General features: G+C 72.7%; 18 protein-coding genes and 1 riboswitch. Of the genes, 13 read left to right on the top strand and 5 right to left on the bottom strand.

The genetic code is table 11. The features are described 5' to 3' along the window. The first annotated feature begins 63 nt into the window (after positions 1–63). The 6 genes from OIE69_RS17380 (at position 64) to OIE69_RS17355 (ending at position 10,995) form a co-directional block, all read left to right on the top strand. The gene (locus OIE69_RS17380; protein ID WP_326572829.1) at positions 64–1,770 is read left to right on the top strand and encodes a glycerol-3-phosphate dehydrogenase/oxidase; all 1,707 of its coding nucleotides are present in this window, start codon (positions 64–66) and stop codon (positions 1,768–1,770) included. A 102-nt stretch (positions 1,771–1,872) separates the two neighbouring features. Then, the gene (locus OIE69_RS17375) at positions 1,873–3,489 is read left to right on the top strand and encodes a serine/threonine-protein kinase (protein ID WP_326572828.1); all 1,617 of its coding nucleotides are present in this window, start codon (positions 1,873–1,875) and stop codon (positions 3,487–3,489) included. A 121-nt stretch (positions 3,490–3,610) separates the two neighbouring features. Further along, positions 3,611–5,497, top strand: coding sequence for a serine/threonine-protein kinase (locus OIE69_RS17370; RefSeq protein WP_326572827.1), 1,887 nt, complete (start codon positions 3,611–3,613; stop codon positions 5,495–5,497). A gap of 81 nt (positions 5,498–5,578) precedes the next feature. Continuing rightward, positions 5,579–7,471, top strand: coding sequence for a serine/threonine protein kinase (locus tag OIE69_RS17365; RefSeq protein ID WP_326572826.1), 1,893 nt, complete (start codon positions 5,579–5,581; stop codon positions 7,469–7,471). A gap of 138 nt (positions 7,472–7,609) precedes the next feature. Continuing rightward, positions 7,610–9,211: a succinic semialdehyde dehydrogenase gene (locus OIE69_RS17360; RefSeq protein ID WP_326572825.1), complete on the top strand. Its 1,602-nt coding sequence runs from the start codon at positions 7,610–7,612 to the stop codon at positions 9,209–9,211. Next, positions 9,211–10,995, top strand: coding sequence for a GMC family oxidoreductase (locus OIE69_RS17355; protein WP_326572824.1), 1,785 nt, complete (start codon positions 9,211–9,213; stop codon positions 10,993–10,995). The genes OIE69_RS17360 and OIE69_RS17355 overlap by 1 nt, the downstream gene beginning before the upstream one ends. Positions 10,996–11,518: 523 nt before the next feature. On the opposite strand, the gene OIE69_RS17350 is transcribed toward OIE69_RS17355, so the two are convergent. Further along, positions 11,519–11,797 (bottom strand): chorismate mutase, encoded by a 279-nt coding sequence (locus tag OIE69_RS17350; protein ID WP_326572823.1) that lies wholly within the window; start codon positions 11,795–11,797, stop codon positions 11,519–11,521. A gap of 278 nt (positions 11,798–12,075) precedes the next feature. Here OIE69_RS17350 and guaA point away from each other — a divergent pair, with 278 nt between their 5' ends. From guaA to OIE69_RS17335, 3 genes are all read left to right on the top strand, one after another. Then, positions 12,076–13,659 (top strand): glutamine-hydrolyzing GMP synthase, encoded by a 1,584-nt coding sequence (gene guaA / locus OIE69_RS17345; protein WP_326572822.1) that lies wholly within the window; start codon positions 12,076–12,078, stop codon positions 13,657–13,659. A gap of 90 nt (positions 13,660–13,749) precedes the next feature. After that, positions 13,750–14,541 carry a class II aldolase/adducin family protein gene (locus tag OIE69_RS17340; protein WP_326572821.1) on the top strand — a complete coding sequence of 264 codons (792 nt, stop codon included), beginning with the start codon at positions 13,750–13,752 and terminating at the stop codon, positions 14,539–14,541. A gap of 118 nt (positions 14,542–14,659) precedes the next feature. Next, positions 14,660–15,178: a DoxX family protein gene (locus OIE69_RS17335; RefSeq protein WP_326572820.1), complete on the top strand. Its 519-nt coding sequence runs from the start codon at positions 14,660–14,662 to the stop codon at positions 15,176–15,178. Here OIE69_RS17335 and OIE69_RS17330 read toward each other — a convergent pair. Further along, positions 15,116–15,379 (bottom strand): hypothetical protein, encoded by a 264-nt coding sequence (locus OIE69_RS17330; RefSeq protein ID WP_326572819.1) that lies wholly within the window; start codon positions 15,377–15,379, stop codon positions 15,116–15,118. The two genes, OIE69_RS17335 and OIE69_RS17330, sit on opposite strands and share 63 nt — an antisense overlap. Continuing rightward, a complete protein-coding gene (locus OIE69_RS17325) occupies positions 15,376–16,629 on the bottom strand; it encodes a PspC domain-containing protein (RefSeq protein ID WP_326572818.1) in 1,254 nt (417 codons plus the stop codon). The genes OIE69_RS17330 and OIE69_RS17325 overlap by 4 nt, the downstream gene beginning before the upstream one ends. A 109-nt stretch (positions 16,630–16,738) precedes the next feature. Between OIE69_RS17325 and OIE69_RS17320 the strand changes: the two genes are divergently transcribed. Together OIE69_RS17320 and OIE69_RS17315 are read left to right on the top strand one after the other, a co-directional pair. Continuing rightward, positions 16,739–18,040: a PspC domain-containing protein gene (locus OIE69_RS17320; protein ID WP_326572817.1), complete on the top strand. Its 1,302-nt coding sequence runs from the start codon at positions 16,739–16,741 to the stop codon at positions 18,038–18,040. After that, the gene (locus OIE69_RS17315; protein WP_018561203.1) at positions 18,037–18,708 is read left to right on the top strand and encodes a LuxR C-terminal-related transcriptional regulator; all 672 of its coding nucleotides are present in this window, start codon (positions 18,037–18,039) and stop codon (positions 18,706–18,708) included. Before OIE69_RS17320 ends, OIE69_RS17315 begins: the two co-directional genes overlap by 4 nt. Before the next feature lie 18 nt (positions 18,709–18,726). Here OIE69_RS17315 and OIE69_RS17310 read toward each other — a convergent pair whose 3' ends face one another. Beyond that, positions 18,727–19,794, bottom strand: coding sequence for a C40 family peptidase (locus OIE69_RS17310; protein WP_326572816.1), 1,068 nt, complete (start codon positions 19,792–19,794; stop codon positions 18,727–18,729). Positions 19,795–20,134: 340 nt separating this feature from the next. Here OIE69_RS17310 and OIE69_RS17305 point away from each other — a divergent pair, with 340 nt between their 5' ends. Next, positions 20,135–20,488 carry a hypothetical protein gene (locus OIE69_RS17305; RefSeq protein ID WP_326572815.1) on the top strand — a complete coding sequence of 118 codons (354 nt, stop codon included), beginning with the start codon at positions 20,135–20,137 and terminating at the stop codon, positions 20,486–20,488. A 34-nt stretch (positions 20,489–20,522) separates the two neighbouring features. Here OIE69_RS17305 and OIE69_RS17300 read toward each other — a convergent pair whose 3' ends face one another. Next, positions 20,523–21,659, bottom strand: coding sequence for a C40 family peptidase (locus tag OIE69_RS17300; protein ID WP_326572814.1), 1,137 nt, complete (start codon positions 21,657–21,659; stop codon positions 20,523–20,525). Between the two features lie 8 nt (positions 21,660–21,667). Further along, a riboswitch (cyclic di-AMP (ydaO/yuaA leader) is annotated at positions 21,668–21,825 on the bottom strand. A 318-nt stretch (positions 21,826–22,143) separates the two neighbouring features. On the opposite strand from OIE69_RS17300, the gene pcrA reads away from it, so the two are divergent. Beyond that, positions 22,144–24,582, top strand: coding sequence for a DNA helicase PcrA (pcrA, locus tag OIE69_RS17295; RefSeq protein WP_326572813.1), 2,439 nt, complete (start codon positions 22,144–22,146; stop codon positions 24,580–24,582). The last annotated feature ends 34 nt before the right edge of the window (positions 24,583–24,616 follow it).

Here is a 24,616-nt window from a genome sequence, read left to right as displayed (position 1 = left end):
GTAACGATCGTGGGGACGGGGAATGCGCTCAGGCGCGACCCCGCGTCACGACGGGAGGCCAGGATGCTGACGGCGACACTGGGACCGGCGGAGCGTTCCTCCGCGCTCGCCCGGATGGCGGAACAGGAACTCGACGTACTCGTGGTGGGCGCGGGCGTCGTGGGCGCCGGGACGGCGCTGGACGCCGCGACGCGCGGGCTGGCGACCGGCATCGTGGAGGCCCGCGACTGGGCGTCCGGGACGTCGAGCCGGTCGAGCAAGCTGATCCACGGCGGGCTGCGCTACCTGGAGATGCTGGACTTCGCCCTGGTCCGGGAGGCCCTCAAGGAGCGCGGTCTGCTGCTCCAGCGCCTGGCGCCGCACCTGGTGAAGCCGGTGCCGTTCCTGTACCCGCTGCAGCACCGCCTCTGGGAGCGCTTCTACGCGGGTGCCGGTGTGACGCTGTACGACACGATGGCGCTGTCCTCCGGGTACGGCCGCGGCCTGCCGCACCACCGCCACCTGAGCCGCAAGAGCGCGTTGCGCGTGGCGCCGTGTCTGCGGAAGGAGGCCCTGGTCGGGGCGCTGCAGTACTACGACGCGCAGATGGACGACGCCCGGTACACGATGACGCTGGTCAGGACGGCCTCCGCCTACGGCGCGCTGGCCGCGAACCGGGCCCGGGTGATCGGGTTTCTGCGCGAGGGCGAGCGCGTGGTGGGCGCCCGGGTCGAGGACGTGGAGGCCGGGGGCGTCTACGAGGTGCGCGCACGGCAGATCGTGAACGCCACCGGGGTGTGGACGGACGACACGCAGGCGCTGATCGGGGAGCGCGGGCAGTTCCACGTGCGGGCGTCCAAGGGGATACACCTGGTCGTGCCGAAGGACCGGATCCACTCCGCGACGGGGCTGATCCTTCGGACCGAGAAGAGCGTGCTCTTCGTGATCCCGTGGGGCCGCCACTGGATCGTCGGGACGACGGACACCGACTGGAGCCTGGACAAGTCGCACCCGGCGGCGTCCAGCGCCGACATCGACTACCTGCTGGAACACGTCAACTCGGTGCTCGCCGTACCGCTGACGCGGGACGACGTGGAGGGCGTGTACGCGGGACTGCGCCCGCTCCTGGCGGGGGAGTCGGAGGCCACCAGCCAGCTGTCGCGCGAGCACACCGTGGCGCACCCGGTGCCGGGCCTGGTGGTGGTGGCGGGCGGCAAGTACACCACGTACCGGGTGATGGCCAAGGACGCGGTGGACGCGGCCGTGCACGGTCTGGCGCACCGCGTCGCGGAGTGCGTCACCGAGGAGATCCCGCTGGCCGGCGCGGAGGGCTACCACGCGCTGTGGAACGCGCGGGCCCGGATCGCGGCGCGCACCGGTCTGCACGTGGCGCGGATCGAGCACCTGCTCAACCGCTACGGATCGCTCTGCGAGGAACTGCTGCAGCTGATCGAGGACGACCCCTCGCTGGGCCGTCCGCTGGCCGGGGCCGACGACTACCTGCGCGCCGAGGTCGTCTACGCCGCCTCGCACGAGGGGGCGCGGCACCTGGACGACGTGCTCACCCGGCGCACCCGCATCTCCATCGAGACCTTCGACCGCGGCACGCTCAGCGCCCGTGAGGCCGCCGAGCTGATGGCGCCCGTCCTGGGCTGGGACAAGGAGCAGGTGGAGAAGGAGGTCGAGCACTACGAGAAGCGGGTCGAGGCCGAGCGGGAGTCCCAGCGCCAGCCCGACGACCAGACCGCGGACGCCGCCCGCCTGGGCGCCCCGGACATCGTCCCGCTGTAGCCGCCACCGGTACACCGGGTGAGGCATGGGCCACGGCCTTGACGGGTTCCGTGGCCCGGCCGGATATCGTTCCTTCTCGTACGTGGCAGGAAGGGGCGCGCGATGTCCGATCTCGGACGCCTGGTGGCCGGGAGGTACCGGTTGGTCGAGCGGATCGGTCGCGGTGGCATGGGCACGGTGTGGCGGGCCGAGGACGAGTTGCTGGGGCGTGCGGTGGCGGTCAAGCGGCTGCATCCGCCGCAGCCGCATCTGCAGGACGACGAGTTGGAGACGTTGTTCGAGCGGACGCGGCGGGAGGCGCGCAGTGCGGCGCGGATCAGTCATCCCAATGTGGTGGTGGTTCATGACGTGGTCGATGACGAGGGTCTGCCGGTCATCGTGATGGAGTACGTGCCGTCGACGACGTTGGGTGATCTGCTGAAGGAGCGGGGTCCGGTGGGGCCGGGGGAGGCGGCGCGGATCGGGCGGGGGATGGTGGCGGCGTTGCGGGCGGCGCATGCGGCGGGGGTGCTGCATCGGGATGTGAAGCCGGGCAATGTGCTGTTGTCGGAGTCGGGTCGGGTGGTGCTGACGGATTTCGGGATCGCGCAGGCGTCGGGGACGTCGACGTTGACGCGGACGGGTGAGTTGATCGGGTCGATCGATTTTCTGGCTCCGGAGCGGTTGACCGGTGGTGCGCCGGGGCCGGGGGCGGATCTGTGGGCGTTGGGGGCGACGTTGTTCCAGGCGGTGGAGGGGCGTTCGCCGTTCCGTCGGGACACGGCGATCGAGACGGCGTATGCGATCGCGACGGACGAGGTGCCGGTGGCGGGGCGTGCGGGGGCGTTGGGGCCGGTGATCGCGGGGTTGCTGGTGCGGGAGCCGGAGGGGCGTCTGTCGGCGGAGGAGGCCGAGCGGTTGCTGCGGGCCGGTGCCGCCGAGACCGAGACCGAGAGCGTCCCCCGCGACAGCCTCACCCTGTCGCACAACGCGCCGACCGCCGTCGTCCGGTCCCGGACACCCGCCCCGCAGCCCGAGCCGCCGCACGCCCCCACGGTGCCGTCGGGGGTGGCGGCCCCGCCGGCGGCCCCCGGGCGCCGGCGTCGCACCGGCGTACGGGCGCTGGTCGCCGTGGCGCTGGCCGTCGCCCTCGCCGGCGGCGGGTTCTACGCCGCCCAGCACTTCGGCGGCTCCACCGGCACCCAGGGCGACGGGGCGGGGCCGAGCCACTCGGCGACGTCCTCGTCGCCGTCCACCCCGTCCCCCTCTCCGTCCCCGTCGGCTCCGGGCCCCTCGCCCGTGCCGGCCGGGTACCACCTGGCCGAGGAGCCGCAGTACGGCTTCTCCGTCCCGGTGCCCGACGGGTGGACCCGTCAGGTGCAGGGCGATCAGGTCATCTACGTCGATCCGAGTGAACTGGCCGGCCTGCGGATCGGCACGCTGGACTACGCGGCGAGCGACCCCCTGGAGCACTTCGAGGAGGAGGAACAGCAGACCATCCCCAAGCTGGCCGGATACGAGCGGCTGCGGATGCAGAGCACCCGCTGGCGTGATCGCCCGGCAGCCATATGGGAGTTCACCTTCCAGGGCAAGGCCCGCGACTTCCGGGCCATCGACCTCGGCTTCGGGGAGCCCGGTGGACGCGAGTTCGCCGTCTACCTCTCCGCGCCGACGGCCCAATGGGGCGATTTCCGGCCGGTCTTCGACAACGCGGTGGCCGGACTCGTCGTTCACGACTAGCACACGGCGGGGCCGGGGTGGGACCACGGCCCCGAGTCAGGGATGATGGAAGTCTCCATCCCGCGGTCGCCGCAAGCAGGCGATGAGGGAGCTTCATCTTCAGCGACTGCAGAGGGAATTCATGGGCCAGGCGCACGACACCGACCAGCGTCTCATCGCCGACCGGTACCGACTCGGCGCCGTCCTCGGCAAGGGCGGCATGGGCACCGTCTGGCGGGCCGTCGACGAGACGCTCGGCCGTACGGTCGCCGTGAAGGAGCTGCGCTTCCCGCACAACATCGACGAGGACGAGAAGCGCCGCCTGATCACCCGCACCCTGCGCGAGGCCAAGGCGACCGCCCGGATCCGCAACACCGGCGCGGTGACGGTCTTCGACGTCGTCGAGGAGGACGACCGGCCCTGGATCGTCATGGAGCTGGTCGAGGGCCGCTCGCTGTCGGACGCGATCCGCGAGGACGGGCCGCTCTCGCCCAAGCGCGCCGCCGAGGTCGGTCTGACCGTGCTGGACGTCCTGCGGGCCGCGCACAAGGAGGGCATCCTCCACCGTGACGTGAAGCCGTCCAACGTCCTGATCGCCGATGACGGCCGCGTCGTGCTCAGCGACTTCGGCATCGCCCAGATCGACGGCGACCCGTCCGTCACCTCCACCGGCATGCTGGTCGGCGCTCCCTCGTACATCTCGCCGGAGCGGGCGCGCGGCCAGAAGCCGGGCCCGCCCGCCGACCTGTGGTCGCTGGGCGCGCTGCTGTACGCCTCGGTCGAGGGCCGGCCGCCGTACGACAAGGGCTCGGCCATCGCCACGCTCACCGCGGTCATGACCGAGTCGCTGCAGACCCCGCGCAAGGCGGGCCCGCTGGCCGACGCGATCCACGGGCTGCTCAACAAGGACCCGGAGCTGAGGCTCGACGACGCGGGCGTGCGCCCGCTGCTCACGGGTGTCGCCCACGCGCCGGACGTCCCGGTGGCGGAGGCCACGCGGACCATGCCGCTGCCGCCCTCCGACCCGCAGCCGACGCCGACCGACGCGCCCCCGGCCACCCGGGCCGCCGCGGCCGACCAGGCGGCGCTGCGGGCCGCCAAGGCCAAGCCGGAGCCCGAGGCCACCCCGGCGACCGCCGCCACGCCGGCGACCGCCGCCACCCCGGCGACCGCGTCCGCGCCGGTCGCGCCGGTACCGGTGCCCGCCGCCCCGGCCGCGGCCCCCCGGCTGCCGCTCCTGGCGTCGATGGACGAGCGCCGCCGCCGCGCAGTGCTCTTCGCGGCGATCTTCGTCGTCCTCGTGCTGCTCGGGACCGGCATCGGCATCTGGGCCGGCCAGGGCGACGACGACCCGGGCGCCCGTCAGCCCGCCAATCCGTCCGCCCCGGCCAGTGCCAAGTCCGGTGACGACGGAGTCCAGGACGGCAAGGGCGGCGACGACAAGGGCAAGGGCGGCGACGACAAGGGCGGCGACGACTCCGGCAAGGGGAAGGACGACGACTCCGGCAAGGGCTCGGGCAGTTCCTCCTCCGGCTCCTCCGGCGACGGCCCCGGCAGCGGGAAGAACGGCTCCTCCGCCGTCCCGGCCGGCTGGACGACCTACACCGACTCCGAGGGCTTCTCGATAGCGCTGCCCAGTGGCTGGGCCGAGAACAAGGAGCGGGCCGGCAACGGCTGGATCTTCAACGCCCGCCGCAGCCCCCGGGTGCAGGTCGACTGGACCCACACCCCGGGCAGGAGCGCCGCGGACGCCTGGCGCCAGAACGAATCCGCCACCGCGGCCAGGTTCCCCGGTTACCGGAAGGTGGTCATAAAGGACGTGGACTACCGCGGCTACCGCACCGCCGCCGACTGGGAGTTCACCTACACCTCCGGCGGGACGAGGATGCACGCCGTCAACCGCGGCTTCGTCGTGGACGACGGGCACGGTTACGCCATCCTCTTCTTCGCGCCGGACGCCGAGTGGAACAGCAAGAAGACCACGGAGATGCGCGAGGCGCTCTTCAACACCTTCAAACCGGCCAAGTGACCCCGCTCGAGCACGTATCGTGAGTCATTGCGGACTGTCCGCATCCACAACGGATCGGATCTGACGCTTTGGGGAGGCGTCGTGGACGACTACGCGGGACGCGTACTGGCCGACCGCTACCGCCTGCCGCGGCCGCCCGCCGACGAGTTCGAACTGGTGGAGACCCGGGCCTGGGACACGTACAGCAACCAGGAGGTGCTGATACGCCAGGTCCTGCTGCCCGAGGTCGTCAGCGCCGAGCCCGGGCCGCACCCCGGGGACGGCGGGGACACCGCCGACCGGGCCCTGGAGGCGGCGCGGGCCGCGGCCGCGATACCCGACCACCCCCGGCTGGTGCAGGTCTTCGACATCTTCGTCGAGGACGGCAGCGTGTGGATAGTGAGCGAACTGGTCGCCGCCCGCCCGCTGGCCGCGGTCCTCGCCGACAAGCGGCTCAGCCCGTACCGCGCCGCCGAGGTGGCCTCCGACGTGCTGACCGCGCTGCGCGTGCTGCACGCGCAGGGCTGGGTCCACCGCAACGTCACCGGCCGCACCGTACTGGTCTGCGACGACGGCCGGGCGATGCTCTCCGGCCTGGCCGTGGGCGCCGCCCAGGAGGCGCTGTGCGGGTACAACCCGGTGCCGGTGCCCGCCATGGCGGGGGGCGGCGAGGCGCCCGGCGGCGGCTGGGAGGGCCCGCACTCCGCGCTGGAGCTGGAACGCGCCCGGCAGGCCCGGCTCACCGTGATCGGCCCGGTCACCGAGCGGTGGGCCCCGGAGCAGGCCACCGAGGTCCACGAGAACTGGCAGCTCGCCCCGCCCGTCGGTCCGGCCGCCGACCTGTGGGCGCTGGGGTCGCTGCTCTTCCGCAGCGTCCAGGGGCATCCGCCGTTCCCGGAGGAGAACACCGCGGAACTGGTCCAGCTGGTCATCGCCGAGCCTCCCGCGTACGCCGAGGAGTGCGGCCCGCTGCGGCCCGTCGTGGAGTCCCTGCTCCGCCAGGACCCCGAGGAGCGGCCCGACGCGGAGGAACTGCGCGGCTGGCTGCGCTCGCTCGTCCGGTCCGCGCCGGAGCCGGACCTGGGGCTGAGCACGGTGCCCGTGCCCGCCGACGATCCGCACAAACTGCCCGTCGTACGGCGCCGGGGCGAACTGGTGCGCCGCCGCAAGGCCGCCGCCGACCCCGTGCCCGCTCCTTCCGCGCACGGGCGCCACAAGCGCGCCAAGGAGCGCAAGCAGCGGTCGGCGCGCGGGCCGCGCAGCCTCGGGGTCACCCTGGTCGGGCTGGTGCTGCTGCTGATGGTCGCCGCCGTGCTCTACGCGGTGTTCTTCATGCCGCGCGGCGGGGCCGGGGACGACGAGGGCGCGGCGGGCGCCACGCGGACCCTGCCCGCGCAGGTGCCCGGCGGTGACGAACGGCCGCAGTCGACGAAGCCGCGGGGCACCGGGTCGCCGGCCACCGAGGCCCCGCGGAGTTCGGCCCCCGCCACGAGCGCCCCGCCGCCCACGCGGTCCACCCCCGCGGACGACGGCGCCGCCACCGGTCTCGGCGGCGACTTCCGGCTGCGCACCGATCCGGAGGGCTTCCGCCTCGCCGTCCCCAACGGCTGGCAGCGCACGGGAAGGAACGCCGACGGGCAGGTCCGCTACACCGGCGGCGACTACCAGCTGCTGGTCGTGCCCGGCCGCGACACCGTCGCCGACAAGGGCAGCGACCCGATCGTCTACCAGAACGACGAGCCGGAGCTGGCGGGCTTCCGCGCCTCCGGCTGGTCCTCGGCCTCCGGGCTGCGCCGCCTCGACATGGGCGGGATCTCCGCCGCGGAAGGCGAGTTCAGCTGGAGCGACGGCTCCGGGCGGCAGCTGTTCGCGCGGAACCTGGTGATGATCCGCGACGGCAGGTACCACGTCGTCCTGGTCGTCGGGCCGGACGGCAGGCGCGCCGACGTCAAGCGGTACTTCGAGAAGGCCGCGGAGACCTACCGCACCACCTGAGCGCGGCGCCCGGACGCAACCGCGCGGGGCGGGGCCGGGCACGGGTCGCGGCGTTCCTGCCAGCTTTTGCTGGCGTAATTGTGAAAACCGGCTACTGACGGGTATGCACGCGGTGCCGCCCCGTCGTACGCTCCCGCCATGACGGACTCTCCTACTGCCGGTAACGGCAATCCGGTCGCCCCCTCCGGCACCAGGACCGCCGCGGACGTGGTGACCCCGGACCTCGTGGCGCGGCTGACGCGGGGCGTCGCCGGCAGCGGCCGGACCGTGAACCACACGCCGCTGACCGGCGAGAAGCTGGCAGAGCTCCCGGAGTCGACCCCGGAAGACGTGGCGGCGGCCTACGAGAGGGCGCGGGAGGCGCAGAAGGCCTGGGCGGCCACGCCGGTGCGCAGGCGCGCAGCGGTGCTGCTCCGCTTCCACGACCTCGTGCTGGCCCGCCAGTCCGAGGTGCTGGACCTGATCCAGCTGGAGACCGGCAAGGCGCGGCTGCACGCGCACGAGGAGGTGCTGGCGGTCGCCGTCGCCGCCCGGCACTACGGTGTCAAGGCCCCGTCGTACCTGAGGCCCAAGCGGCACACCGGCGCCATCCCGACCCTCACCAAGGTGCGGGAGCTGCGGCACCCGCGCGGTGTCGTCGGCCAGATCGCGCCGTGGAACTACCCCCTCGAACTCTCCGTCGGCGACGCGCTGCCCGCCTTCGTCGCCGGCAACGCCGTGGTGATGAAGCCGGACACCGAGACCGCGCTGACCGCCCTGTGGGCGCGCGAGCAGCTGATCGAGGCCGGGCTGCCCGCCGACGTCTGGCAGGTCGTCATCGGCGAGGGGCCGGTCGTCGGCCCGGCGGTCGTGGAGCACGCCGACTACGTGTCCTTCACCGGTTCCACCCGTACCGGCCGGGACGTGGCGGCCCGGGCCGCGGCCCGCCTGATCGGCGCGTCCCTCGAACTCGGCGGCAAGAACGCCCTGCTGGTGCTGGAGGACGCCGACCTCGACAAGGCGGCCGAGGGCGCGGTCCGCGCCTGCTTCTCCTCGGCGGGCCAGCTGTGCATCTCCATCGAGCGGCTCTTCGTCCACGCCTCGGTCGCCGACGCCTTCCTGGAGCGCTTCACCGCGCGCACCCGGGCCCTCAAGCTGGGCACCGCCCTCGCCTACGGCGCCGGGATGGGGTCGCTGGCCGGCGAGCGCCAGCTGGAGACCGTGACCCGGCACGTGGAGGAGGCCGTCGCCAAGGGCGCCACCGTCCTCACCGGCGGCAGGGCCCGGCCCGACGTCGGCCCGTACTTCTTCGAGCCGACCGTCCTGGACGGCGTCGAGCCCCCGATGGCCGTGTGCGCGGAGGAGACCTTCGGCCCGGTGGTGTCCGTGTACCGCTTCACCGACGAGGAGGAGGCGGTCGAGCGCGCCAACGCGACGCCGTACGGCCTCAATTCCAGCGTCTGGACCAAGGACACCCGCCGCGGCGCCCGCGTCGCCGCGCGCCTGCGCAGCGGCACCGTCAACGTCAACGAGGGCTACGCGCCGGCGTACGGCAGCGTGCAGTCCCCGATGGGCGGCATGAAGGACTCCGGCCTCGGGCGCAGGCACGGCTCGGAGGGCATCCTCAAGTACACCGAGGCGCAGACCGTGGCGACGCAGCGGCTGCTGCCGATGGCCCCGTCGCTGGGCATGGACGACTCGGCGTACGCGGCCCTCATGAGCCGCAGCCTCCGCGTGATGAAGGCGCTGAGGCTGCGCTGATGGAGGGGGAGCGGATGTCCTACGACTACGACGTGATCGTGATCGGGTCCGGCTTCGGCGGATCCGTGTCCGCACTGCGCCTGACCGAGAAGGGCTACACGGTCGGCGTCCTGGAGGCGGGCCGCCGTTGGACCCGGGAGTCGCTGCCGAAGAACTCCTGGCACATCAGGGACTACCTGTGGGCCCCGGCGCTCGGCCTGTACGGGATCCAGCGCATCCACCTGCTCGACAACGTCATGATCCTGGCCGGCGCGGGGGTCGGCGGCGGTTCGCTGAACTACGCCAACACCCTCTACGTCCCGCCCAAGGCCTTCTTCGAGGACCGCCAGTGGGGCCGCATCACCGACTGGCAGGAGGAGCTGGCCCCCTACTACGACCAGGCCAAGCGCATGCTCGGCGTGCGGCTCAACCCGACCATGACCCCCTCGGACGTCCACCTCAAGGCGACCGCCGAGCGGATGGGCGTCGGCGACTCCTTCCACATGGCCCCGGTCGGCGTCTTCTTCGGCGACGGCCGGGACGCCGCGGGCGACGCCGCGGCCGCGCCCGGCGGCGAGGTCCCCGACCCGTACTTCGGCGGCGCCGGCCCGTCCCGGCGGGCCTGCACGGAGTGCGGGGAGTGCATGACCGGCTGCCGTCACGGCGCCAAGAACACCCTCAACGAGAACTACCTCCACCTCGCCGAGAAGGCGGGCGCCGAGATCCACGCGATGACCACCGTCACCGCCCTGTCGGAGAACCCCGAGGGCGGCTACGACGTCACCGTCGTCCCCACCGACGGCCGCCGCAAGGCGAAGCCGCGCGTGCTGCGTGCCGGGCACGTGGTCGTCGCCGCCGGGACGTACGGCACTCAGACGCTGCTGCACCGTATGCGCGACGCGGGCCGGCTGCCGGGCCTTTCCGCCCGGCTCGGCGAGCTGACCCGCACCAACTCCGAGGCACTGGTGGGCGCGCAGACCGACAGCCGCCGCTACCGCAGGCGCACCGGCGAGCCGAGGGTGGACTTCACGCGGGGGGTGGCCATCACGTCCTCGATCCATCCCGACGCGAACACCCACATCGAGCCGGTCCGCTACGGCAAGGGCTCCAACTCGATGGGCGGCCTGTCCATCCTGCAGGTCCCGCACGGCACCCGGCTGCCGCGCGGGCTCGCCTACCTGGCGCACTGCGCGCGCCACCCGGTGCTGCTGATGCGGTCGCTGTCCAACCGCCGCTGGTCCGAGCGCACCATCATCGGCCTGGTCATGCAGTCCCTGGACAACTCGCTGACCACCTACCGCAAGCCCAAGGGCCTGGGGAAGGGACTGCTCACCGCCCGGCAGGGGCACGGCGCGCCCAACCCCTCCTTCATACCCGAGGGCGCCGAGGCCGCGCGCCTGCTCGCGGAGGAGATCAACGGCTTCGCGGGCAGCAACGTCGGCGAGTTGATGGGCACCCCGCTCACCGCCCACTTCCTGGGCGGCTGCGCGATCGGCGAGGACGCCGAGCACGGCGTGATCGACCCGTACCACCGGCTGTTCGGGCACCCGGGCATCCATGTGGTGGACGGCGCCGCGGTCTCCGCCAACCTGGGGGTCAACCCGTCGCTCACCATCACCGCGCAGGCCGAACGTGCCATGTCGCTGTGGCCCAACAAGGGCGACGCCGACCCGCGCCCGGCCCAGGGCGAGGCCTACCGGCGCGTCGCCGCGGTCGAGCCCCGGAGCCCGGTCGTCCCCGAGGAGGCCTTCGGCGCGCTGCGGCTGCCGGTGCTCCCCGTCCCGCCGGTGCCGCCCAAGGGCTGACGCCGCCGGACGCCCGGACGCCGTGGGGGCCGCACCCGCTCGGGACGCGGCCCTCCCGGCCGTGTCCCGGGCGTGTTCCGACCGGGCACCGGAACGCGCGGAGAGCGCCATGTGCGGCCCGACTCACTCGATCGAGGGTCGGATACCTGCTCAAGTGCCGCGAAATGAGTAGTGTGTTCCTCGCAGAGCGGCCGGTCCCGGGCGTCCCCGGAACCGACCGCCACTTTGAGTCGTGACCGGGCTGCTGTCCCCTGCCGTCCGGTCACTATCACCGGAGCGAGGTCCCACGGCGCGACCGCATTGCTTCCACTCGCGCGGGCGCGCCTCATCGCTCCGGTGGCACCCCGCCCAGCTGCGACTGAGCGGTGTCCACGCGTGGTCTTCGACGTCCTTGCTTCCCTGGCCCAGGGTCACCGCGCCTGGCTGGCACGGACACCGGATTCAACGAAGGCGTCCGTAGGCGGTCACGTGCCGTACGGGTGATGCCCCCCGAACGGGTCATACGGCCGGTGCCGCGGGGGTTTCAGACCCGGCCGCGGCACAGCTCCAGCAGGGTCATGGCGAGTGCCGTGCCGGGCCTGCCCAACTGCTCGCTGTAGCGGCGGAGGATGTCCATCTCGCGGGAGAGGTGCACGCGGCGGCCGCCGGACTCGATGCGGGCGCGCTGGATGCCCGCCGAGACGGCCATCCGTTCCCGCACCAGCGCGACGATCCTCGCGTCGAGGTCGTCGATCCGCTCGCGGGCGTCCGCGATGACGGCGCCGGGGTCGGTGGTCCGCGGTGCCGCGGGGGTGCTGCTCATGGGGTTCCTCCTCGGGGGCCGGGCCCCCGGGCCGCCCGGGACGGGAAACGCCAGGCGCCCCGGGCCGTGTGGCCCGGGGCGCCTGGTGACGTCTGGATGCGTTTCCTCGCTCAGACAGCACGACCATGGCAGCCGGACCAGCCGGTGCCATAGGTAAACGCGAAGCGCGTGCCGTGGAGCATGCGGCACAGTGTGCGCCTCCGGGGCGGGGAAGTAAAGCCGCGGGCCCCGGTAGAATCGGCAGGGACCCCACGTTCGACACCGCCGGAAGGCCCACCGTGGCATCAGCGACCCCAGCCGCCCCCGACACCGTCCTCGTCGTTGACTTCGGGGCGCAGTACGCCCAGCTCATCGCCCGCCGTGTCCGCGAGGCCCGGGTCTACAGCGAGATCGTGCCGAGCACGATGCCGGTCGAGGAGATGCTGGCCAGGCGGCCCGCGGCGATCATCCTGTCGGGCGGCCCCTCCTCCGTGTACGCCGAGCACGCCCCGCGGCTGGACCGCGCCCTCTTCGAGGCGGGCGTCCCGGTCTTCGGCATGTGCTACGGCTTCCAGTTGATGGCGATCACCCTCGGCGGCACCGTCGACAACACCGGGGCGCGTGAGTACGGCCGCACCCCGCTGCACGTCGGCAAGACCGGCTCCACGCTCTTCGAGGGGACCCCGGCCGAGCAGTCGGTGTGGATGTCGCACGGCGACACCTGCACCGCCGCCCCGGAGGGCTTCACCGTCTCCGCGGCCACCGACCTGGTGCCGGTGGCCGCGTTCGAGGACGACGAGAAGAAGCTCTACGGCGTCCAGTACCACCCCGAGGTCCTGCACTCCGACCACGGCCAGCAGGTGCTCGAGCACTTCCTCTACCGCGGCGCCGGCATCGCCCCGGACTGGACCACGCACAACGTGGTCGAGGAGCAGGTCGCCGCGATCCGCGCCCAGGTCGGCGACAAGCGCGCCATCTGCGGCCTGTCCGGCGGGGTGGACTCCGCGGTCGCCGCGGCCCTGGTCAACAAGGCCATCGGCGAGAAGCTGACCTGCGTCTACGTGGACCACGGCCTGATGCGCAAGGGCGAGTCCGAGCAGGTGGAGAAGGACTTCGTGGCGGCCACCGGCGTGCAGCTGAAGGTCGTCGACGCGCAGGAGCGCTTCCTGACCGCGCTCGCCGGGGTGTCCGACCCCGAGGAGAAGCGCAAGATCATCGGCCGGGAGTTCATCCGGGTCTTCGAGCAGGCCGCGAGCGAGATCGTCGCCGAGGCCGGCGCCCACGGCGAGTCGGTGGAGTTCCTGGTGCAGGGCACCCTCTACCCGGACGTCGTGGAGTCCGGCGGCGGCACCGGCACCGCCAACATCAAGTCCCACCACAACGTGGGCGGCCTCCCCGAGGACCTGCAGTTCCAGCTCGTCGAGCCGCTGCGCAAGCTGTTCAAGGACGAGGTCCGCATGGTCGGCCAGGAACTCGGCCTGCCCGAGGAGATCGTCCAGCGCCAGCCCTTCCCGGGCCCGGGCCTGGGCATCCGCATCGTCGGCGAGGTCACCAAGGAGCGCCTGGACCTGCTGCGCGAGGCCGACGCCATCGCCCGCGAGGAGCTGACCGCCGCCGGTCTCGACCGCGACATCTGGCAGTGCCCGGTGGTGCTGCTCGCGGACGTCCGCTCGGTGGGCGTGCAGGGTGACGGCCGCACCTACGGCCACCCCATCGTGCTGCGCCCGGTCTCCAGCGAGGACGCCATGACCGCGGACTGGTCGCGGCTGCCGTACGAGGTGCTGGCCCGGATCTCGACCCGGATCACCAACGAGGTCGCCGACGTCAACCGCGTCGTGCTGGACGTCACCAGCAAGCCCCCGGGCACCATCGAGTGGGAGTAGCCCCCTCACGTGGGGCAGGCTTGGGGCGATACCGGGGAAACCTGGTATCGCCCCTGTTCATCTGCGGTACCTCGGGGTAACTTCCGCGCCATGACCGACACCGCGCCGCAGCCCGTACCGCCCGATCGGCTCCATTTCGCCCTCCCGCCCACCTTCGAGGACCCCGTGGAGGAACGCCGCCACCGCAAGGAGCGGCTGGTGGTGGCGCTGCGGGCGTTCGCGGAGCTGGGGTTCGAGGACGGGGTGTCGGGTCACATCACCGTGCGCGATCCGGAGCTGCCGGACCATTTCTGGGTGAACCCCTTCGGGGTGCCGTTCCGGCACCTCACCGTGGGCGAGCTGATCCTGGCCAACCAGCACGGCGCCGTCGTCGAGGGCCGGCACCACGTCAACCAGGCGGCCTTCACCATCCACGCCCATGTGCACACCGCACGGCCCGACGTGACCGCCGTCGTGCACAGCCACTCGACCTACGGCCGGGCGCTGGCCGCGCTGGGGGAGCGGCTGGAGCCGATCACCCAGGACGCCTGCGCCTTCTACGAGGACCACGCCCTCTTCGACGCCTACACCGGGGTCGTCGTGGACGAGGCGCAGGCGCGGCGCATCGCGGTGGTCCTGGGGGCGTACAAGGCGGTGGTACTGCGCAACCACGGACTCCTGACGGTCGGTGAGACCGTGGACGCGGCTGCCTGGTGGTTCATGACGATGGAGAAGTCCTGCCAGGTGCAGCTGAGCGCGAAGGCGGCGGGCAAGCCGGTGTGGATCACGCACGATGACGCGCTCGCCACCCGTGAGCAACTGGGACACGATCTGGTCGCCTGGATCAACTACCAGCCCACATACGAGCGGATAGCTCGCGATAATTCAGAGCTTTTTGATTGAACGGCGGCCGCTTCGCCTACGTATCCCCTAGGGCGCTCCTGGAGAATCGTCCGGGAGGGGGTCCACGACGGGTGCGTGCGAGAGGGCGGACGTCATGAGCGTGACGGGTATAACGGGCATGAGCGGAACGAGGGACACGGAGCGGTACCCCAGCCAGGGACCGTGGCGGGACACGGCCAGGCGCTACGCGCTGCTGCCGCTGCGCATCTTCCTCGGCGTGACCTTCGTCTACGCCGGGTTCGACAAGCTGATGTCCGACACCTTCTTCAACGACAGCGCGCCCGGCTCGCTCGTCGCCACCCTCAACGCGGTGCGCGGCTCCGCCGCGATCCCGGGCATGATCGACCTGGCCATGGAGAACCCGCACGGCTTCGGCTACGCCATCGCCATCGGTGAGATCGCCGTCGGCATCGGCACCCTCGTCGGCCTCCTCAGCCGGATCGCCGCCCTGGGCGGGGCGCTGATCTCACTGAGCCTGTGGCTGACGATGAGCTGGTCCACGCAGCCGTACTACTACGGCAACGACCTCGCCTACCTGATGGCCTGGCTGCCGCTGGTCCTCGCCGGCGCCCCGCTACTCTCCATCGACGCGATGATCGCCGGACGGCGCGGCCGGGGACGGCGCGGTCTGGCCTGAGCGCCGGGCGGCCCGCCCCCGGAACATCCGGGAGGCGACCGAGCCGAGTGCCGCGAGCCCCAGACCCGCACAGGTCAGGGGCACCGCGGCCGCCGGGGTCAGCGACACCTCGCCCGCGGCGTCGAGCAGGAACACCGCGGCCAGTCCCAGCAGGACCAGCCCGGTCAACAGCGCCGAGGGCGCGAACGGATGCCGTCTCACGGGAACTGCACCACCTTCACCTGTCCGACGCCCACTTCCACGTCCAGCTCCACCGTGCCCCCGGACTTCCGTCCGTCCACCGGGCCCAAAGTCACCTTCCGGTCCAGCCCGGGCTGGACGTCGATGTCCTTCTCCTTCTCGCCCGGCAACTGCACGTCGCCCACGCCCACCTGGACGTGCATCCGCAGCGTGAGGTCCTCCGGGATCCTGACCACCAGCTGCCCCGCGCCGATCTGGGCCCGCGTCGCGACGGTGCGGCCGCCGGGCCGGAGCTTCGACAGGTCGAGCGTCGCCCGGCCGGTGCCCAGCTCGTACGAGTCCTGCACCGCCGAGAGCGTGGCGGGCGTCCAGGTGCGCTGCTTCCAGTCGGTGCCGACCGACCGGGGCAGCGTCGTGGACCCCACCAGCAGCGCGGCGGTCAGCAGCACCAGGAAGACGGTGCCGCCCCCGAGCCGCCCCCACCAGGTGCTCACCAGGAAGCCCAGACCGAAGACGGCCAGCGCGGAGCCGAGGCCGATCTGCACGCTGGTGGCCAGCGGCTGGGACGACCAGGACGCGGCGAGGCCGCACGCGGCCGCGGCCGCCGCCAGGAAGAACACGAGCACACCGAGCCAGGCGCCCTCGCGCCGCACCGCCCGGCGCCGGTCCCGCCACTCGCGGCGGTCGCTTTCCACGTCCGAGGGACCGTCGTCCGGGCCCCACAGGTAGCCGCCCGGCCCCGGAACCGGGGGCGCGTCCTCGACCGCGGTCTCCTTCCACCACGCCGCCGTGGCGGGCTGAGGCGGCGGCTGGGTCGGCGGCGGCGCGACCGGCTGCGCGGGCGCCTCGGTCGCCTGCCGGCGGTGCACCGACCAGTACACGGCGCCGGCGAAGGCCGCCAGCAGCCCCAGCGAGAAGGCCAGGTTTCCGCCGCTGCCCAGCATCGACAGGAACAGCCCGCAGCCGACCAGCGCGACCAGCACCGCCGTCAGCGCGGTCCCCTCGACCCGTCCCGACAGCAGCCGGTGCGCCTCGCTCTCGGTCTCCCCCTCCAGCGGGACGAGCAGCCACGCCAGGCCGTAGGCCACCAGCCCGAGGCCGCCGGTGAGCGCCAGCACGCCGAGCACGATCCGGAAGACCACCGGGTCGATGTCGAAGTACCGTCCCGCGCCCTCGCAGACGCCGGCGATCACCTTCCGCTCACGGCAGCGCGCCAGCCGCCGGCCCGGCGGTGACCCGGCCGCCTCCGTCTCCGTGTACTGCTCCGTCATGGCTCCATGGTGGCGGTCCGGGGCGGGTGCCGGTATCCGGAACGACCCTGACCCCGCATGGGGGCCAACCCTGATACCCACCGTGCGCGAAACATGTGACGATCGGGACATGCCAGCCGCCGGACCACCGACCAGCCCGCCCGACGGGGCGTCGTACTTCGCGCCGCCGGACCCGGCCGGATCCCGGGTCCGCAAGCTCTACCGCAGCTCCGAGGGCCGGATGATCGGCGGTGTCGCCCGAGGGCTGGCCGGGCACCTCGGACTGCCGGTGGCATGGGTGCGGGTGGTGTTCGTCGTCCTGGCCACCATCCAGGGCCTCGGCGTCCTGCTGTACGCGGTCTTCTGGTTCGTGGTGCCGCTCGGCGTCGGCGGGGTCGTCGAGGCCAAGGAGCCGCGCGACGCCCGCTCCTGGCTCGCCGGACGCAGGCCCGACCGGGGCCAGATCGTCGCGCTCATCGCGCTCGCCATCGGCCTCGGCATCCTGCTGGACAACCTCAACCTCGGCAGGGCCAACGCCTATGTGTGGCCGCTGCTGCTGATCGGGCTCGGCGTCGCCCTGGTGTGGCGGCAGGCCGACAACGCCCGCCGGGCCCGCTGGGCCGAGCTGAGCCGCCGCAAGAGGCTGCTGCCCTTCGCGCGCGGCGCCGCCGGGGTGATCCTCGTCGGCGTGGGCGTGACCGGCTTCCTCGTCGTGCAGGGTTCGGTCAGCCACCTGGGCACCATCCTGCAGGCCGCGCTCGCCGTCCTGGTGGGCGCGGCGCTGATCGCCGGACCGTACCTCGTGCGCATGACCCAGGACCTGTCCGCGGAGCGGCTGGCCCGCATCCGCGCGCAGGAGCGGGCCGAGGTCGCCGCGCACGTCCACGACTCCGTGCTGCACACCCTGACCCTCATCCAGCGGCACGCCGAGGACCCGCGCGAGGTCGCGCGGCTGGCCCGCGCGCAGGAACGGGAGCTGCGGGCCTGGCTCTACCGGCCCGAGGGCAACGGCAGGGACGACGAGCCGGCCACCCTCGCGGAGGCGGTGCGCCGGGCGGCGGCCGAGGTGGAGGACGCGCACGGCGTCCCCGTCGAGGTGGTGTGCGTCGGCGACTGGCCGCTCGACGAACGCCTGGTGGCGCAGATGCAGGCCGCCCGCGAGGCCATGGTCAACGCCGCCAAGTACGGTGGGGACGAACCCGTGCAGGTGTACGCGGAGGTCGAGGAGAGCAAGGTCTTCGTATCGGTCCGCGACCGCGGCCCCGGCTTCGACCTCGAGGACGTACCGTCGGACAGGATGGGCGTCCGGGAGTCGATCATCGGCCGGATGCGGCGCAACGGTGGCGAGGCGCGGCTGCGCTCCGCACCGGGCGGGGGGACGGAAGTGGAGCTGGAGATGGACAGGGCCCAGGGACCAGGGAGGTCGTCATGAGCACGGAACGACGCGTGAGGGTCGTCCTCGTCGACGACCACCGGATGTTCCGCACCGGGGTGCAGGCCGAGATCGGCGAGACCGAGCGGACCGGGGTCGACGTGGTCGGCGAGGCCGCCGACGTGGACCAGGCGGTCTCCGTCATCACCGCGACGCGGCCCGGCGTCGTCCTGCTCGACGTCCATCTGCCGGGCGGCGGCGGGGTGGAGGTCCTCAAGCGCTGCGCCGGGCTCATGGCCGACGCCGAACACCCCGTGCGCTTCCTGGCGTTGTCGGTCTCCGACGCCGCCGAGGACGTCATCGGGGTGATCCGCGGCGGCGCCCGCGGCTATGTGACCAAGACCATCACCGGCCCGGACCTGGTCAGTTCGGTGTTCCGGGTCGCCGACGGCGACGCCGTCTTCTCGCCCCGGCTGGCCGGCTTCGTCCTCGACGCCTTCGCCTCCACCGACGCCCCGCCGGTCGACGAGGACCTGGACCGGCTGACCCAGCGCGAGCGCGAGGTGCTGCGGCTGATCGCACGCGGCTACGCGTACAAGGAAGTCGCCAAGCAGCTCTACATCTCGGTGAAGACGGTCGAGTCGCACGTCTCGGCGGTGCTGCGCAAGCTGCAGCTCAGCAACCGGCACGAACTCACCCGCTGGGCGACCGCCCGCCGGCTGGTCTGAGGCACCGTGGCGGGGGCGTCACGCCGGCCGCGTGGCGCCCGCGAAGGGCATCTGGTCGACCGGGGCGAGTTTGACGACGTCACCGGTGCGGGGGGCGTGGATCATCATGCCGTTGCCCACGTACAGGCCGACGTGGCTGATTCCCGAGTAGAAGAACACCAGGTCGCCGGGCTCAAGTTGGGAGCGGGAGACCCGGGTGCCCGCGTTGATCTGGGTGTACGTCGTGCGCGGCAGGGACACCCCGCCCGACCGCCACGCGGCCTGCGTGAAGCCCGAGCAGTCGTACGCCGACGGCCCGGTGGCGCCCCAGACGTAGGGCAGACCGAGGTTGTCGTAGGCGAAGGAGACGGCGCGGGCGGCCCGCGCGTTGGGGGCGGCGGCGGGCGCCAGGCCGGTACGGGAGCCGGTGGCGGCGCGGCCGGCACGGGCCGGGTCGGCGGAACCGTGGCCCCCGGAGGACAGCACCTCGGCGCGCCGGCCGGCGGTGAGACGGCCGAGCAGCTGCCGTGCGGAGGCCAGGCGCTGCTCCACGGTGCGCTTGTGGCGGGCGAGTTCGGCCCGGGTGCCGCGCAGTTCCGCCAGCTCGCCCTCGGTCTCGGTGCGCAGCTGCTCGATGTCCCGCCGCTGGGCCGACAGGGCGCGCAGCGCGGCGTTCTGGCGGCTGCTCATCCGGTCCAGCATCCCGGCGCGCTCCAGGTAGTCGCCGGGGGAGGAGGCGAGGGCCAGCTGGACGGCGGGGTCGATGCCGCCGCTGCGGTACTGGGCGGTGGCGAGGGAGCCGAGGCCGTCCCGGGTGCCGTTGAGGCGCTCGGTCCTGCGGGCGAGTTCGTCCTGGAGGCGCTCGATGCGCCCGGTGGCCGTGTCCGCCTTCTCCTTCGCGCCGTTGTACCGCTCGGTGGCCTGCTCGGCCTCCTCGTACAGCCGGTCCACCCGGGCCCTGGCCTCGTCCGCGGTCAGCCGGGGCTCCGCGTGCCCGGCCTCCCCGAACACCGTCACGGAGGCCGCGCCCGCCAGGGCGAGACCTGCGGCGGTGCGCGCGGTCGTGCCTGCCCGACCGCGATCCTTGGGCCTTCTGTGCGACGCCACGCGACGCCACTCCTTCCGGGCTGTCCGTACGCCCCCCGGCGGTCCGGCGGCGGGCGGACGGGGAGCCGTCCACCGCCGGACCTTTCGGCGGGGGCGGCCGTGCCGGGGACGGGGTCCGCGCGGCAGTGGGGATCGGCCACCTGGGGCAGGACGCTAAACCTGGACGCCGCGAGGGGGCTCCGCACTGTGCGGGACTGGTCAGATTCGGCCGTGGACTGCCCACGGATGACCGCTGTTCGACGGGTGACCTGGTCACTTCCGGTCCGGCCGTGACCGATGTGACGGAAGAGTGCGACCTCGGTGCCGGACGCTGGTATGAGCCTGGCTAGGGTCCTGAGCCATGGACGTACTCATCAACCTGATCGTCGGCCTGCACATCATCGGCATCGCCGCGCTGCTGGGCGGCTTCCTCACCCAGATGAAGGCCATGGGCCGCGGCGAGGCCCGTTTCGTGCCGGGCATGCTGCACGGCGCGCTGACCATGCTGGTCACCGGCGCGCTGCTGGTCGGCCTCAACCAGGCGGACGACCAGCCGGTGAACAACATCAAGATCGGCGTGAAGCTCGCGGTCCTGGTGGTGATCCTCGGCCTGGTCTACGTCAAGCGGGACGAGGAGAAGGTGCCGGCGGCGGCCTTCGGCACCGTGGGTGCGCTGACCACCGCCAACATCTTCATCGCGGTGCTGTGGACCTGAGCCCGGCCGCGGACGGCCGGGCGGGGGCTCAGGCTCAGGCCATCCGGGCGTAGCCGTAGATCGGCATCTCCGTGATCGGCGCGATCTTCACCACGCTCCCGGTGTGGGGGGCGTGGATCATCTGGCCGCCGCCGATGTAGAGGCCGACGTGGGTGATGTCCGAGTAGAAGAAGACCAGGTCGCCGGGTTGCAGCTGGTCCGCGCTCACGCGGCTGCCGAAGTCGACCTGGTCGTAGGTGACACGGGGGATCGAGACGCCCGCCGCGCCCCAGGCGGCCTGGGTCAGGCCCGAGCAGTCGTAGGAGTTCGGGCCGGTGGCGCCGTACACGTACGGCTTGCCCAGCTGGGCCCGCGCGAACTCGATCGCCTTGGCCGCCTTGGCGGCGTAGGTCCCCGACGCCGGAGCCGTCGAGCCCGAGGAGCCGGCGGACGAGCCCGACTCCTTCGCCGCCGCCTCCTGCGCGGCCTTCTCCTTGGCGGCGATCTCCGCTGCCTTCTCGGCGGCCTCCTCCTGGCGCTTCTTCTCCAGTGCCGCCAGCCGCGCCTTCTCCTGGGCGGTGAGGCTGTTCAGCAACTTCTGCGCCGCGGCGAGCTTCTGCTTGACCGCGGTCTTCTCCGCGCTCAGCCGCTGCTGCGCCTCGGTCAGCTTCTGCAGGCTCTCCACGGCCTCGGAGCGCTTGGCCGTCGTCTCGGCCTGCTCGGAGCGGAAGGTCTCCAGCGCGTGCTCCTGGCGGTCGGACAGGCGGTCCATCAGGTGCGCCTGGTCCAGGAACTGCTGCGGGTCGGAGGTGAGCAGGAAGGTCGTCGTCCCGTCCAGGCCGCCGCCGCGGTACTGCGCCGCGGCGTACTCGCCGATCGTGCGGCGGGCGGCGTTGAGCGTCTCGGTCTTGCGGGCCACCTGGTCGAGCAGCGCGTCGGCGCGCGTGCGCTGCTGCCCGGTCTGCTCCTTGGCGCCGTTGTAGCGCTCGGTGGCGGCCTCCGCCTGGTGGAAGAGCTTGTCGACCTGGGCCTTGACCTCGGTGATGGAGGGCTTGTCGGGTGAGGCGGGCGCCGCGCTCGCGCTCTCGCCGAAGAGGGTGACGGTCGCCAGTGCGGCGGTCGTGAGTCCCACCGCGGCGCGGGGGCCGGGGACGGTCAGCGCGCGCGGGCGCGGCTTGCGGTGCGTCGCCAAGTCAGGCGGCTCCTTCCGTGGACCGCCTACCGGGTTAGCTGTCGGGTTCGGGCTTCGGAAGGCCGCCCTACGGTCCGTGCGGGCGCGTCGCGCTCGTACCGACCGATTCACCCCAAGGTCGTGGGTCCCCGGCTCCGGCGGTCGCCGGACTCAGCGGAGGCGGCCCGTGACGGCACGGTCGCCGCCGCGTGGAGCGGACCGCCTGATCCGGCACGGTAGTCAACTGCGGGGGTCCGTGGGAACCCTGGTGTTCGAATTGTCCGCAATCATTTCGTGACCTTCACCATTCGGGGCCGTGACGGGCCCTGTTCCGCCCGGTCGTGACGGGACGGGGCCGGACGGGGCCGGACCGGGAAAGGGGGGACCGCGGGCGCGCGCGGCGGCCGGCCCGGGACGGCACCCGGGGCGCCCGGTGCGTCCGGGGCGTACGGGCTCGGGCAAGCGGCGCAACGTTGTCCGTCCCACGGCCTAGACTCGGGAGGCGATGAGCAGCCTCTTTGACGACAGCTTCCTGGCCGGCCTCGAACCGAGGGAGGAGGAGCCCCCGCCGCCTCCCGAGGACGGGCCCGAGACGGTTCCCGACGACCTCTTCGAGGGGCGCTTCGACGCGCCCGTGGACCGGGACGCGTACTACCGCGACGGCGCCCCCCGCCCGGCCGTGGACCCGGCCGCGCTGCTCGAAGGCCTGAACGACGAGCAGCGCGCCGCCGTCGAGCACTCCGGCTCCCCGCTGCTCATCGTCGCCGGCGCCGGCTCCGGCAAGACCCGGGTGCTCACCCACCGCATCGCGTACCTGCTGGGCGCCCGCAAGGTGCACCCCGGCCAGATCCTGGCGATCACCTTCACCAACAAGGCCGCCGGGGAGATGAAGGAGCGCGTCGAGCAGCTGGTCGGCCCGCGCGCCAATGTGATGTGGGTCTCCACCTTCCACAGCGCGTGCGTCCGCATCCTGCGCCGGGAGTCCAAGAGGCTCGGCTTCACCTCCAGCTTCTCGATCTACGACGCGGCCGACTCCAAGCGCCTGATGGCGCTGGTCTGCCGTGACCTGGACCTGGACCCCAAGCAGTTCCCGCCGAAGTCCTTCAGCGCCAAGGTCTCCAACCTCAAGAACGAGCTCATCGACGAGGAGACCTTCGCCGACCAGGCCGAGAACCCCTTCGAGAAGAAGCTCGCCGAGGCCTACGCGATGTACCAGTCGCGGCTGCGCGAGGCCAACGCGCTCGACTTCGACGACATCATCATGACCACGGTCAACCTGCTCCAGGTCTTCCCGGACGTCGCCGAGCACTACCGGCGCCGCTTCCGGCACGTCCTGGTCGACGAGTACCAGGACACCAACCACGCCCAGTACACCCTGGTGCGCGAGCTGGTCGGCACGGCGACCGGGGACGCGGCCGAGGGTGAGGAGCCCGCCGAGCTGTGCGTGGTCGGTGACGCCGACCAGAGCATCTACGCCTTCCGCGGCGCCACGATCCGCAACATCCTCCAGTTCGAGGAGGACTACCCGCAGGCCCGCACCATCCTGCTGGAGCAGAACTACCGCTCCACCCAGAACATCCTGACCGCCGCCAACGCCGTCATCGAACGCAACGCATCGCGCCGGCCGAAGAACCTGTGGACCGAGGCCGGACAGGGCCCGGTCATCACCGGCTACGTCGCCGACCAGGAGCACGACGAGGCGCAGTTCATCGCCGACGAGATCGACCGGCTCACCGACGCCGGGGACGCCCGTCCCGGTGACGTGGCGGTCTTCTACCGGACCAACGCGCAGTCCCGTGTCTTCGAAGAGGTCTTCATCCGCGTCGGCCTGCCCTACAAGGTCGTCGGCGGGGTCCGCTTCTACGAGCGCAAGGAGGTCCGGGACGTCCTGGCCTACCTGCGCGTGCTCGCCAACCCCGAGGACACCGTCCCGCTGCGCCGCATCCTGAACGTGCCCAAGCGCGGTATCGGGGAGCGCGCCGAGGCGATGGTCGACGCCCTGTCCGCGCGCGAGCGGATCTCCTTCGCCGCCGCGCTGCGCCGGGTCGACGAGGCCTTCGGCATGGCCGCCCGCTCGGTCAACGCCGTCAAGCGCTTCAACGAGCTGCTGGAGGAGCTGCGCACCGTCGTCGACTCCGGCGCCGGACCCGCCACCGTCCTGGAGGCCGTGCTGGAGCGCACGGGCTACCTGGCCGAGCTCCAGGCCTCCACCGACCCGCAGGACGAGACCCGCATCGAGAACCTCCAGGAACTCGCGGCGGTCGCTCTGGAGTTCGAGCAGGAGCGCACCGAGGAGGAGCCCGGCACGCTCGCCGAGTTCCTGGAGCGGGTCGCGCTGGTCGCCGATTCCGACCAGATCCCGGACGACGACGAGGGCGGTGGCGTCATAACGCTGATGACCCTGCACACCGCCAAGGGCCTGGAGTTCCCGGTGGTCTTCCTGACCGGCATGGAGGACGGGGTCTTCCCGCACATGCGCGCGCTCGGCCAGACCAAGGAGCTGGAGGAGGAGCGGCGGCTCGCCTACGTCGGCATCACGCGGGCGCGGCAGCGGTTGTACGTGACGCGGTCCACCATGCGCAGCGCCTGGGGCCAGCCCTCGTACAACCCGGCCTCGCGCTTCCTGGAGGAGATCCCGGAGCCGCTCATCGAGTGGAAGCGCACGGGCGCCTCCGCGGCGCCCTCCGCCTCGGTGTCGGCGGCGGCCTCGATGCTGTCGCGTTCCTCCTCGAAGAGCGGCCCCTCCGGTTTCGCGACGCGGCGCACCCAGGACCGTCCGGTCATCTCGCTGGCGGTGGGGGACCGGGTCACGCACGACACGTTCGGGCTGGGCACGGTCGTCGGGGTCGACGGCAGCGGGGACAAGGCCAAGGCCGTCATCGACTTCGGCGACGAGCGGCCGAAGGTGCTGCTGCTGCGGTACGCGCCGGTGGAGAAGCTCTAGCCGGGTCCGGGTCCGGGTCTTGGCCTTGGTCGGT

Source organism: Actinacidiphila glaucinigra (genome assembly GCF_035918135.1).
In the GTDB taxonomy this organism is placed as follows: Bacteria; Actinomycetota; Actinomycetes; order Streptomycetales; family Streptomycetaceae; genus Actinacidiphila; species Actinacidiphila glaucinigra.
Note: the sequence above shows the minus strand (reverse complement) of the source record. Positions and strands in the feature narration are given on the sequence as shown.